Source organism: Candidatus Pelagibacter sp. HIMB1782, assembly GCF_052047475.1.
GTDB lineage: Bacteria > Pseudomonadota > Alphaproteobacteria > Pelagibacterales > Pelagibacteraceae > Pelagibacter.
Window position 1 is genome coordinate 316,180 of record NZ_JBNAKE010000001.1, and the last position, 12,835, is coordinate 329,014.

The 12,835-nt window shown below is 24.3% G+C and carries 10 protein-coding genes; 3 read left to right on the top strand and 7 right to left on the bottom strand.

From position 1 onward, the window contains the following. The first annotated feature begins 43 nt into the window (after positions 1-43). On the top strand, positions 44-1,432 hold the full coding sequence (gene fumC / locus ACTTAO_RS01710) for a class II fumarate hydratase (protein ID WP_440690663.1): 1,389 nt from the start codon (positions 44-46) through the stop codon (positions 1,430-1,432). On the opposite strand, the gene ACTTAO_RS01715 is transcribed toward fumC, so the two are convergent. Beyond that, the gene (locus tag ACTTAO_RS01715; RefSeq protein WP_440690664.1) at positions 1,420-2,910 is read right to left on the bottom strand and encodes an AsmA family protein; all 1,491 of its coding nucleotides are present in this window, start codon (positions 2,908-2,910) and stop codon (positions 1,420-1,422) included. The two genes, fumC and ACTTAO_RS01715, sit on opposite strands and share 13 nt — an antisense overlap. A gap of 33 nt (positions 2,911-2,943) precedes the next feature. Between ACTTAO_RS01715 and ACTTAO_RS01720 the strand changes: the two genes are divergently transcribed. Both ACTTAO_RS01720 and ACTTAO_RS01725 read left to right on the top strand, forming a co-directional pair. Further along, positions 2,944-4,980 carry an ATP-dependent helicase gene (locus ACTTAO_RS01720; protein WP_440690665.1) on the top strand — a complete coding sequence of 679 codons (2,037 nt, stop codon included), beginning with the start codon at positions 2,944-2,946 and terminating at the stop codon, positions 4,978-4,980. After that, positions 4,977-6,671: a M24 family metallopeptidase gene (locus ACTTAO_RS01725; protein ID WP_440690666.1), complete on the top strand. Its 1,695-nt coding sequence runs from the start codon at positions 4,977-4,979 to the stop codon at positions 6,669-6,671. The genes ACTTAO_RS01720 and ACTTAO_RS01725 overlap by 4 nt, the downstream gene beginning before the upstream one ends. Here the strand turns inward: ACTTAO_RS01725 and ligA are convergent. The 6 genes from ligA to ACTTAO_RS01755 all read right to left on the bottom strand — a co-directional run bounded on the left by ligA (position 6,654) and on the right by ACTTAO_RS01755 (position 12,834). After that, positions 6,654-8,684: an NAD-dependent DNA ligase LigA gene (gene ligA, locus ACTTAO_RS01730; protein ID WP_440690667.1), complete on the bottom strand. Its 2,031-nt coding sequence runs from the start codon at positions 8,682-8,684 to the stop codon at positions 6,654-6,656. The two genes, ACTTAO_RS01725 and ligA, sit on opposite strands and share 18 nt — an antisense overlap. A gap of 1 nt (position 8,685) precedes the next feature. Beyond that, a complete protein-coding gene (locus ACTTAO_RS01735) occupies positions 8,686-9,537 on the bottom strand; it encodes an outer membrane protein assembly factor BamD (RefSeq protein WP_440690668.1) in 852 nt (283 codons plus the stop codon). A 45-nt stretch (positions 9,538-9,582) separates the two neighbouring features. Further along, a complete protein-coding gene (gene lpxC / locus ACTTAO_RS01740; RefSeq protein ID WP_440690669.1) occupies positions 9,583-10,503 on the bottom strand; it encodes a UDP-3-O-acyl-N-acetylglucosamine deacetylase in 921 nt (306 codons plus the stop codon). Positions 10,504-10,567: 64 nt separating this feature from the next. Further along, positions 10,568-11,272, bottom strand: coding sequence for a hypothetical protein (locus tag ACTTAO_RS01745; RefSeq protein ID WP_440690670.1), 705 nt, complete (start codon positions 11,270-11,272; stop codon positions 10,568-10,570). Then, entirely contained in the window at positions 11,265-11,939 is a 675-nt protein-coding gene (locus tag ACTTAO_RS01750) for a cell division protein FtsQ/DivIB (RefSeq protein ID WP_440690671.1), read from the bottom strand. The genes ACTTAO_RS01745 and ACTTAO_RS01750 overlap by 8 nt, the downstream gene beginning before the upstream one ends. After that, on the bottom strand, positions 11,920-12,834 hold the full coding sequence (locus tag ACTTAO_RS01755) for a D-alanine--D-alanine ligase (protein WP_440690672.1): 915 nt from the start codon (positions 12,832-12,834) through the stop codon (positions 11,920-11,922). Before ACTTAO_RS01755 ends, ACTTAO_RS01750 begins: the two co-directional genes overlap by 20 nt. Position 12,835: the final 1 nt, after the last annotated feature.

Here is a 12,835-nt window from a genome sequence, read left to right on the forward strand (position 1 = left end):
ATTTGTTGTATTAATATAATTATTTGTACTTAAAAATTAATCAATGAAATTAAGAAAAGAATTTGACAGTATTGGTAGTATAAATGTCCCCAGTGATAAATATTGGGGTGCATCAACTCAAAGATCAAATAAATTTTTTAACATTGGAAAAATTTTAGTTAATATTTCTATAATAAAATCTATTGCTATTATTAAAAGATCAGCAGCAATAGTTCATGCTAAAGATAAATTAATTAGCAGTAAGATTTCAAAAGCAATTATCAAAGCTTCTGATGAGGTTATTAAAGGAAAATTAGATCAAAATTTTCCTTTAAAAGTTTGGCAAACAGGTTCTGGAACTCAGACAAACATGAATGTTAATGAAGTAATTTCTAATAGAGCTATTGAAATGCTTGGTGGAAAAAAAGGCACAAAAAAACCAGTTCATCCAAATGATCATGTAAATAAATCACAATCTACAAATGATGTTTTCCCAACTGCTATGCATATTTCTGTAGCAATACAAACTTTAGCTAAAATGTTGCCAAGTTTAAAAATTTTAGAAAAAGAATTAAAGAAAAAATCTATAGAATTTAAAAAAATTGTTAAAATTGGAAGAACTCATCTTCAAGATGCAACTCCATTATCTCTTGGTCAGGAATTTTCTGGATATCATGCTCAATTAAAAAAATGTATTGAAAGAATAGAATATGCATTGAAAGAAATTCTATTCTTAGCTCAAGGTGGAACAGCTGTTGGAACAGGAATAAACTCAAAAAAAAATTTTGATAAAAAAATTGTTAAAGAAATCTCAAAATTTACTAAAATAAAATTTAAACCTGCACCAAATAAATTTGCTGAACTTGCAGCACACGATGCAATAGTAAATTTTTCTGGAACATTAAATACATGTGCTGTTGCATTGATGAAAATTTCAAACGATATCAGATTTCTGGGATCTGGTCCTCGAGCTGGATATGGAGAATTAATACTACCTGAAAATGAACCTGGCTCATCTATAATGCCTGGAAAGGTAAATCCAACACAGTGTGAAGCAGTTACAATGGTTTGTGCAAACGTAGTTGGAAATCACAATGGAATTACTATGGCAGGATCACATGGTCATTTTGAATTAAATGTGTTTAAGCCATTAATTGCCCATAACATTTTGCAATCTATTGACTTATTGGCAGATAGTACAAAAAATTTTGCGCTTTATTGTGTTAAAGGAATTAAAGCTAATAAAAAGAAAATAAAAGAGCATTTAGATAATTCTTTAATGTTAGTAACTGCTTTGGCCCCACATATTGGTTACGATAATGCTGCCAAAATAGCTAAAACAGCTTTAAAAAATAACACAACACTAAAACATGAGACGTTAAAAACAGGATTAATAAGTAAAAAAGACTACGAGAAAATAGTTGATCCTAGAAAAATGATTTATCCTACATAATTTTTTATTACTTCATTCAATAAATTTTTGAGATAAATTTTATTTTGCAAGTTGTTATCTTTTAGTAAAATATCATCAAAAGTATAATCAGATTTTTCAAGTGTTTTTCCGTCTACCTTGATATTCTTTACTTTGATATTTTTTTCATTAAATAAATAGGTAAAGTTAACATTAACTTTACTAATCTTTTTTCTCAAATTTTTTGAAGTAAGTAAGAATTTGTAAAGTTCATCAGTATTATTTATATTAATTTCAACGTTAGAATCTAAAATTAATTTTCCTTCTTTCACAAATATCAAGCTATCTAAAAATTCAAAATTAATATTATTTTTCCATGTCATTTTGGATTGATCAATATCTACTAAACCTTCTTGAATTTTTGATTTTATTAAAACATTTTTAAAATCATCAAATTGTTTAATGCTGTTCCCAGAAATAATTAAATAAAAATCAATATTCTTATTGTTTAAAATTTCGGTTTTTAGAAGTTCTTTAATAATCGCATTTGACGAAAACAAAGAGGAAAGATCTAGTTTATTCGTATTACCTGTTATGTTTGCATAAAACGGCTTTAAATTAAATCTACCTGTATAAGAAAACTCAGGATTTTGTTTTTTATCAAAAAATTTAAACTCAAACAAATCATTTTTATATTGATACTCAAAAAAGTTTTTTGAGTTTAATAAATTTATTTCTGAAAAACCTAAATAATTTGTATCATCATATGAAGATTGATTGTCTATTTCTAGTCTTAAACTTTCTATATTTATTTTAGAATGTATTTTTTTTTCAATTTTATTATCAAAAACTTTGATTGAATAAGGTAAATTAAACATCTCATTATTTGCATAAAGCATATTTTTAATTTCTTTAGGATCGAAAAAATATTTTGCGTTTTTGATATTATTAATAAATAAAACTTCATTTTCTAAACTTCTAAAAAAAACATTACTTTTTAATATTTCAAATTTAAAATCATTAAAATTACCATCTAATAAATTATAAAAAAAATTATAATTTTCTTTGTTTAAGTTAAAATTTCCTTCTTCTAATATGACATGATTTAATTTTATATTTTTTAAAGAAAATAGATTTTCTAAAGAGACATATACCTTAAGTTTTTTTATTTCTGCAATTTTATCCTCTTCAGAATTAATTGAAGAATTATTTGTAGTAAAATGAGGTCTTGGTAAAAATTTATAATCTAAATCTTCTTGAAAACTAAACTCTAGGTTTAATTTGTTTTTTAAATTATTTTTAATTTCTAAAGCTACTTCCTCTTTGTTATGAATGTTTGGCAATGAAAGATATGATAAAAATAAAATAATTAGTGCGACAATAGATAAAAATATTTTATTGTTAATTAATAAATTTTTAAAGTTATCAACATTTAACTTGTTTAAATTTTTCTCTAATAGATTATTAATAAATCTACTGAATTTTTTATTAAAATTAGCAATTAATTTAAGATTATTCATTTTAAGTAGTAATCTTATAAAACATTATTTTGAATGATAAATAGAGAATATTTAAATGGTTTAAATGAAGCTCAAAAGGATGCTGTAATGCATCTAGATGGTCCTCTTTTAATAGTGGCTGGCGCTGGTTCAGGAAAAACTAAAGTTCTAACATCAAGAATAGCAAATATAATTAAGGAAAAAAAAGCTTTTCCTAATCAAATTCTTGCAGTCACTTTTACAAATAAAGCTGCTAAAGAAATGCAAAATAGAGTTAGTAAAATTTTAGGATCTGCTGCTATTGGTCTTTCTTGGTTAGGAACTTTTCATTCAATTTGTGCGAAATTATTAAGAAAACATGCTTCAGCTGCACAATTAAATTCAAATTTCACTATTATAGATACTGACGATCAGATTAGATTAATAAAAAATATATGCAAAGCAGAAAATATCGATATCAAACAATTATCTCCAAGATTTATACTGGCAATAATTGATAGATGGAAGAATAAAGGTTTTTATCCTGGCGAAGTAATTATAAATAAAAAAGACATTTATGAGAAAACTGTTCTTCCATTATACAAAATATATCAACAAAAATTAACTGATTTAAATTCCTGCGATTTTGGAGATTTGATTTTACATACAGTAAAAATTTTAGAATTTAATCCTGATATTAGGGAAATATATTCTAAAAATTTTAAATACATTTTAGTTGACGAATATCAAGATACAAATTTTATTCAAAGTAAATGGCTTAATCTTCTATCTGAAAAAAATAAAAATATTTGCTGTGTTGGTGATGACGATCAATCAATATATAGCTGGAGAGGTGCTGAGATTAAAAACTTTTTAGAATTTGACCAAGTCTATGAAAATACAAAAGTAATAAGATTAGAACAAAATTATAGATCCTCACAGAATATTTTATCAGTTGCTTCAAACCTTATTTCTAATAATCAAAATAGAGTTGGAAAAACATTGATTACTACAATGGAAGAAGGTGATTTAGTTCAATTAAACTGTTTTAAAAATGGTAAAGATGAAGCAGTTGGAGTTTCAGATGAAATTGAAAAAAAAATAAAAAAAAAATTCTCTTATAATAACATTGCAATTTTAGTTAGAGCCATTTTTCAAACACGTGAATTTGAAGAGCGATTTCTGAAAATTGGTATGCCCTACAGAATATTAGGTGGTACAAAATTTTATGAAAGAGCTGAGATTAAAGATTGTGTTGCATACTTAAGATTAATTCATCAAGAGAAAGATGACTTAGCTTTTGAAAGAATTGTTAACAATCCAAAAAGATCAATAGGTGATAGCACCTTAAAAAGCATTCACGAGTTTGCTAAGGAAAATAATTTAAATTTAGAAAGAGCATCAATAAAAATGCTTGAACAAAATTTAATTAAGCCAAAAGCTAAAATTGGACTTAGTTTATTTATTAATTCTTTAATGAAGTGGAGAAATGATTTAATTATAAAAAAATCAAATCATATAAAGTTATTACAAATTGTTTTAGATGAGTCTGGCTATTCAGCAATGCTTAAAAATAAAAAAGATTTAGATAATGAAAATAGACTGGAAAATATTAAAGAATTGTTAAGTGCTATGAAAGAATTTGATAATCTAGAAAGTTTTTTAGAACACGTATCTTTAGCTACCTCGGTAGATCAAGAATGGGATGGTGAAAAAATTAATATGATGACCATGCATGCAGCGAAAGGTTTGGAATTTGATGTTGTATTTTTACCTGGATGGGAAGAGGGATTATTTCCACATCAAAAATCTATTGAAGAAAAAGGGCAAAATGGCCTAGAAGAAGAAAGACGATTAGCGTATGTAGGAATTACAAGAGCAAAGAAAAAAGCTATAATTTCTTTTTCAATGAATAGATTTTACCAAGGGGATTGGATAGACAGTATGGCTTCACGTTTCATTGATGAATTGCCAGAAAAACATTTGGAAAAAAATTCTTTCTTCGATGAAGATATTAACAATGATGATGATTTTGAGTTTAATCAGGATTTTGAAATTGAAGAAGGAACAAGAAGTCCCGGGTGGATAAGATATCAAAAAAGAATTAAATGAAAAATCATATAAAAATTTTAAGAAGTAAATTTAAAAAACATGGAATTGATGGCTACATTATTCCAAAAAATGATGATTTTTTTACAGAATATTCAAAATTAAATAGATTAGAAGTTATTTCAAATTTTAGTGGATCTGCTGGTCTAGCTATAATTCTTAAAAATAAAAATTATTTGTTTACTGATGGAAGATACACAATTCAAAGTAAAATTGAGAGTGGAAAAAATTTTAATATTTATGGGTTTGAAAAATTAATAAATTGTAGTTTATTTAAAAATCTCACACTTGGTATAGATCCAAAGTTATTTACAAATACTCAAATTAAAAATTATTTTTTAAAATATAACAAAATTAAACATGTTGAAAAAAATCTAATTGATGAAATCAAAAAACAGAAAGAGCATACCTTTATTCCATTTTTTTCTTTAGATAAAAATATTATTGGTGAAAGCGTTAATTCTAAATTAAATAAAATAACTAAATACTTAAAAAAAAACAAATCAGATTATATTTTTATTAGTGCGCCAGAAAATGTTGCGTGGACTTTAAATATACGAGGTGGAGATGGTCCCAATAGTCCAATTCCCAATTCAAGATTGATAATAAGTAAATCAAAAAAAATATTACTTATAAGTAATTTTAAAAAATGTAAGCAATTATTAAAAAACAAAATTATTAAGAAAGATCAATTTTTAGATATAAATAATTTACCAAGTAAGATACTGGATCTTAAGGGTAAAAATTTTATTGTTGATAATAAATCTTGTTCAATATTTTATGAAAATTTAATAAAGTCTAAATTTAAGATCGTAAAAACAGAAGATCCAATTTATCATTTAAAAGCAATCAAAAATAAAACTGAAATCAATAATATGATTAATGCTCATATCTTAGATGGAATAGCATTAACAAAATTTTTATACTGGATAAAAAAAATTAATAAAAAAAATATTACAGAAGTTGAAGCGTCTAAGAAATTAGAAAATTTTAGGAAATTAAACAAAAACTTTCTCTACCCTAGTTTTGATACAATAGCAGGCTCTGGAGAAAATGGTGCAATTGTCCATTATCGTGCAAAGAAAGAAAATTGTCGTGTTATAAGTAAGAAGGATATTTTCCTTTGTGATTCTGGAGGTCAATATAAATATGGAACAACTGATGTAACAAGAACAATTTGTTTTTCAAAACAAAAACAAAATATCAAAAACGTCTTCACCAAGGTTTTAAAAGGTCATATTGCTGTAGCTATGACTGATATTAATAGAGATGATACTGGTAAAAAAATCGATAAAAGAGCAAGAAAATTTTTAAATAAAAGCAATTTAGATTATGCACATGGTACAGGACATGGCGTAGGTTTTTTTCTTAATGTTCATGAAGGGCCTCAATCTATCACAAAAATAAATACAGTAAAAATTAGAGAAGGCATGATTTTAAGTAATGAACCTGGGTATTATAAAACTAATGAATATGGAATTAGAATTGAAAATTTAGTTTATGTTAAAAAAATAAAGAAAAAATTGTTATTTCAAAATTTGACAATGGCACCTATAGAGAAAGATTTAATAAATTTTGACTTATTAACAATTGATGAGAAAAACTATCTGTTTAAATATCATCTAGAAGTTTATTCAAAGATATCTAAATATTTAAATACAAATGAGAAAAAGTGGTTAGCTAGTTTTATTTAGCATTTTTAAAAATTCAGATTGATCAATGATTTTTATTTTCAACTCTTTCGCATAATCTACTTTCCTTTTAGTTGGTTTCTCACCTATTATTAAGAAATCTAGTTTTTTTGATACACTGCTAATTGTTTTTCCAGAGTTTTCCTCAATTAAAGATTTAATTTCAGCCCTACTAATTCCACTTAATTTTCCAGTGACTAAAAAAGTCTTATTATTTAAAATTCCATCATCTGAATTTTGAATAGTATCTTTAATTACCAAAACTTTTTCCAATTCATTTAAAACTCTAATATTTTCTTTGTTCGAAAAAAAATTTTTTATCGAATTTACTTGTGATTCACCAATACCATCAATATTTACTAGGTCATCATAATCACTTTTGGTAGATATATTTTTAAATTTAGAAAATGATATGTAATGTTTTGACAACAACTTTGCATTTTCCAATCCTATATGTCTTATTCCCAAAGAATAAATTAATCTTTCTAATGAAATATTTCTTTTTTGATTAATTGAATATTTTAAATTTTGAACAGATAATTTCCCCCAACCTTCAAGTTTTTCTATTTTCTCATAATTTAATTTGAATATATCTTGAGGAAATTTGATTAATTTTAATTCCCAAAAATTTTCAACTATTCTTTTTCCAAAGCCATCAATGTTAAATGCTTCTTTTGATACAAAATGTTTTAATTTTTCAATTGAAATTTTATCACAAAAATAATCTTGACTTGAACATCTTCTTACAGCATCAATTTTTTTTGTAACCTTATTAAATTCTTTAATAGTATCAGAACCACAAGAAGGACATTTTTTTGGAAAGATAAATTTTTTACTAGTATTTAACCTTTTACTTGTATCAACTGAAATTATATGTGGAATTACATCACCGGCTCTTTCTATAACAGCTATATCACCTACTCTAATATCTTTACGATTAATTTCATCTTCATTATGTAAAGTTGCATTAGAAACTACAACTCCTCCTATATTTATAGGTTTAATTTTTGCAACGGGTGTTAAGGCACCTGTTCTACCAATTTGAATTTCAATATCTAATATTTTGGAAATTGCTTTGTTTGATGAAAATTTATGAGCTATAGCCCACCTTGGAGCATTAGCAACATTACCCAATCTTTTCTGTATGGCAAAATCATTTATCTTGTAAACAATGCCATCAATATCAAAATCTAAGTTTGATCTTTTTTTTTCTATCTCATTATAATTTTTAATTAAATTTTTAACTCCAGAAATTAATTTATTTAATGGATTTGTTATAAATCCCCACTCATTTAATTTTTTCAAAAAATCGAATTGATTGTTAACCAACAAACCCCTTTCATATCCAAAAGTATAAGCAATAAATTTTAAAGGTATTTTTTCAGTTTCTTTTGGATTTTTTTGTCTTAGAGATCCAGAAGCTGCATTTCTCGGATTTGCAAATTTTTCACTTAAAATATTAAAATCACTATTTTGTATAAATACTTCCCCTCTAATATCTATCTCTTCAGGAAAATCATCAGATTCAATATATTTAGGAATATCTTTAATAGTCGCAATATTATCTGTTATATCTTCTCCTTCTTTTCCATCACCTCTAGATAAACCTTTTAGGAATTTTCCTTTTTTATATATCAAAGATGCTGATATACCATCAATTTTAGGCTCAGCACTATACTCCATATCAAGCTGATTTTTTATGGATAAATAATTACAAATTTTTTTCTCAAAATTAATTAAATCTTCTTCAGAAAACGCATTGCTTAAAGATAGCATTGGAACCTTATGAGAAAATTTTTTAAAGTTTTTTGATGGTTTATGCCCAACTGATTTTGATGGTGAGTTTTTAGAATTTAAAAAATCGTATTTTTTTTCAAGATTTAAAATTTTTTTTTTTAATTCATCATACGCCGCATCAGTTACAAGGGACTTGTTGTTATTAAAATACGAAAGATTATATTTTTTTATATTATTTATATAAAAATTATATTTTTTTTTTAATTCTTTTTTATCCATCTCATTCAAAGAGAGATTTAATTTTTTCAACTAAACTATCACTAGCTTTTTGTTGATTAAGTTCTTTTGTTTTTTTTTGCTTTTGTACATAATTTTTATCAAACAAAGCATAACTTTTTTCATACCACTGAGATGATTGAAAATTATATCCTAATAATTTAGCATATTTTTCAGCTTCACTAGACAAACCAAGTAAATAATATGTTTCCACTAATCGATGAAGGGCTTCTTCAATATAAATTGTAGTATCATATTGGTCAACTACCGTTCTAAATCTATTTATTGCTGAAATCCATTTTTTTTTATCTAAGTAATATCTACCAATATACATTTCTTTAGATGCCAAAATATCATTTATTAAATCTAATTTAAAACTTGCATCAATTGCATAATCTGTATTTGGATAAGAATTAATTACAATTAAAAAATTTTCTTTTGCTTTAGATAGAGATTGAAGGTCTTTTTTTTCATCAACAATTTGTTCATAATAAGAAGTTGCTAACAGAAAATAAGCATAATCTAAATTTTCATGATTTGAATAAATTTTAATAAATCTTTCTAATTCAGCAACTGCATCGCCATGATAATCTTGAATATAGTAAGAATATGCAGCCATTAATGCGGACCTAGGGGCCCAGATAGATTGTGGATATAAAATTTCTGCTTCATTAAATTTTTTTGCAGCAAACAACACATCACCACCTTTTAAGGCAGACATTCCCTCATTATATGCTTCTATCATTTGAAGATCTAAACTTTTTTCATTTATAATAGATTCTTTTGCTACATCTTTTGAACATGAGGTTAACAATATTAAACAAAATAATAAAAATAAATTTTTCAAAAAGTTCATAAGAATTTATACTTATTATGAGCTAATATTAAAAGCTATGATTGCTTATGCAATAGATTTTAAAAATGATTTCTTAATTAAAGTGTGAGGCAAATTTTTTTCCTTAATTTCAAGAATAGAAAAGTTTTCACTATTTTCAAATAAATTTCTCAAAAGTTTGTTTGTTAAATAATGACCTCCTTGAGAACATTCCACATTTCCAATTATTCTATAACCAGATGTATATAAGTCTCCAATACAATCTAAAATCTTATGGTTCACAAACTCTTTTTTATTTCTTAATCCTTCTTTGTTTAATATTTCTTTTTGTTTTACTACTATTGCATTTTCTAAACTTCCACCTTTTGCAAGTCCCTTCTGTTTTATAAATTCTATATCTTCATACAAACAAAATGTTCTAGAATTAAAAATATCTTCTAAATTATCTTCATAAACTTTTATTTTATTTTTTTGATTTCCAATAACTTCGTTGGAATATTTAAGCTCAAATTCAATATCTAAGCTTAAGGTTGAGGGTTTTATAGAAATATATCTTTCACCTTCTTGATACCTAATCTCCTTATTTACTTTTATTACTTTAATTGGTTCATTACTTACATCTAATCCAACTGATTGTATTTTTTTAACAAAAATTTTAGCCGAACCATCTAATATTGGAACTTCTTCATTATCAATTTCAATTAAAGCATTATCAACGCTCATACCAAACAATGCTCCCATAAGATGTTCTATAGTTGAAACTTTAGCGCCTACTTCATTCTCAACAGTTGTGTTCAAGGAAGTATTAGTAACATTTGAATAACTTGGATAAATTAGATTGTTACCTTTCAAATCTACTCTTTTAAAAACAATCCCATGATTAGGTTTTGCTGGTATAATTTTAATATTAACATTTTTTCCGCTATGAAGAGCTACTCCATTAAATAAAATATTATCTTTAATTGTTTTTTGAGTTAAATAGGACACAAATATCTTTTAATTTGAATAATTGTCGATTTAAAAACAACTATTGTTACAAGAAAAAACAAAATTAACTAAATAATTGAAAAAATTTTTCAAAGAATCCAAGTTTTTTAGTATTTTTTGATGTTAATAAAACCTCATTATTATTAATACCATTTAATATTTTATTAGCCATATGCGAAATCTCTAACTGTTCGTCCTTGAAAAAATCTTTAAGATATTCTTTATCAAAATAATTAATTACCTGAATCTGATATTTTTTTAAAATGTTCTCAATTTCAAATACAATTGAATTTGAAATTGAAATTAATTTAATTTCTAAACATATTTCATCACTATTTGTTTCATCTTTCAATGAAGTATAACTCTTTTCATTAACTATATATTTATTTATCAACATATGAATAAGTTTATACTCTCGATAACTTTCTTTAAACAAATCTTTAACATCTGTAAGTATATTTTTTAAGAATACATCACTAATATTTTGAGAATAATTTTTTTTTTTTATACTTAAATCTAAATTAAGAATTGTTTTATTTTGAACTATCAAATTTATTTTGTTTACAAAGCTTCCCGCTACTTTTTCAATACTGAAAATGTGCTTTTCTAAAAATTCATCTAAAAGGTTTAAATCTATTTTTTCTAAATCAGTTTGATATTTGAATTCTTTTTTATATAAATTTTCAAAGTTTTTTATATCTAATAAATATATTTCAAACTTATCATTAGAAATAACCAAATAAGTTTCAAAATCTATTGCTTCATTCATTTAAAATGATTATTTGATTTTTAATTCTAGCATCTAAAATTTTTTTTTTTTCTAATTTAATATCTTGTAAAAAATCAAATATTTTATCTAAAGTTTCTTTTTTGATTTCCTCAGGTAATTTAATTACTATATCGTTATAAAATTTCAAATCCCATCTATTTGATTTAAAATAATACAATGATTTTATTGCTGAATATTCAATTTTTGACTGATCAATAATTTTTTTTAATTCTAATACTTCTTTTATTTCAGGATTCCCAAATATATATGGCAATTGTTTTTCTGAATTATTTTTATCTGTCAATTTTCCGTTGTTTCCAATTAAGAAAAACTTTCCATTTTCATTAATCCTAGCAATAAATTTTGTTTTTTTTATATTTATATCAATTGAATAAGGATATTTTTTTATAACGTTGTACTCTTCAACTAATGAATTATTTTCGATTATATTTTGAAAGCTTTTTTTATTAATAAAAAAAATATTTTTTAAATCTAAATTTTTTAAATTATAAAGTAATATTTTTCGGTCATTTTCATCTAAACCAAAAATAATAATTTTTTTTACTTTTTCAAATCTTAAATTATTAATTGAATTATTATTTATCGAACCAACTAAAATTAATAAAAAAAAGTAAATTAATATTTTTTTACTTTTTCTTTGGTGCATCTTTTAAAATCCATTCAATTAATTTCAAAAAACTGATTCCTTCGTAAGAAGCTATTTCAGGTACGAGAGATAATTTTGTCATACCAGGTTGTGTGTTGATTTCTAATAGATAAAATCTTCCTTTAAAATATTTAAAATCTGATCGTGTTATACCAGAACAACCAATAATGTTGTGTGCTTTAAACGCAATATTCAATACTTGATTTAATTTTTTATTTGGTAAATCAACAGGTATTATATGTTTAGTTTTCGCATTTGTGTTGTACTTTGCTTGATAATCATAGAAAGCTCTTTTGGGTTTTAATTCAATTGCTCCAAGTTTTTTATTACCCATAATTGCTACTTGAATTTCTCTTCCTCCAATAAATTCCTCAATCATAATTTTTTTGTAATCTTTTAATGATTTAACTTTTTGTGCTACATTAGATTTATTGCATATAAAAACATTAACACTTGAACCCTCATTTAAAGGTTTTATTACAACAGGAAATTTTAATTTTGACTGAATTTTTTTTATTAAGGTAGATGATTTATAACTATAATTATAAACAAAAAATTTTGGTGTATTAATTTTATTTTTTATAAAAATTTTTTTTGAAATTTCTTTATCCATAGCTATAGATGAAGCAACAACACCTGAATGGGTATAAGGAATTTTAAATTTTTCTAAAATACTTTGAATATATCCATCCTCTCCAAATTGACCATGCAATGCATTAAAAATTATATCAGGTTTAAATTTTTTGATATTTGAAGATAAAGATCTATCTGGTTCAGAAATCTGAATTTTATATCCATTTTTTTTCAGCTCTTTTGCAACCTGTTTCCCTGTATCAAGACTTATTAATCTCTCTTTTGATATGCCACCCGAAAGTATTAGTATTTTTTTTCTCAAT

What these genes read in the sequence shown, in the direction of transcription:
- ACTTAO_RS01715 (WP_440690664.1), bottom strand. Translation starts at nt 2,910, where the DNA reads ATGAATAATCTTAAATTAATTGCTAATTTTAATAAAAAATTCAGTAGA.
- fumC (WP_440690663.1), top strand. Translation starts at nt 44, where the DNA reads ATGAAATTAAGAAAAGAATTTGACAGTATTGGTAGTATAAATGTCCCC.
- ligA (WP_440690667.1), bottom strand. Translation starts at nt 8,684, where the DNA reads ATGGATAAAAAAGAATTAAAAAAAAAATATAATTTTTATATAAATAAT.
- ACTTAO_RS01745 (WP_440690670.1), bottom strand. Translation starts at nt 11,272, where the DNA reads ATGAATGAAGCAATAGATTTTGAAACTTATTTGGTTATTTCTAATGAT.
- ACTTAO_RS01735 (WP_440690668.1), bottom strand. Translation starts at nt 9,537, where the DNA reads ATGAACTTTTTGAAAAATTTATTTTTATTATTTTGTTTAATATTGTTA.
- ACTTAO_RS01750 (WP_440690671.1), bottom strand. Translation starts at nt 11,939, where the DNA reads ATGCACCAAAGAAAAAGTAAAAAAATATTAATTTACTTTTTTTTATTA.
- ACTTAO_RS01720 (WP_440690665.1), top strand. Translation starts at nt 2,944, where the DNA reads ATGATAAATAGAGAATATTTAAATGGTTTAAATGAAGCTCAAAAGGAT.
- ACTTAO_RS01725 (WP_440690666.1), top strand. Translation starts at nt 4,977, where the DNA reads ATGAAAAATCATATAAAAATTTTAAGAAGTAAATTTAAAAAACATGGA.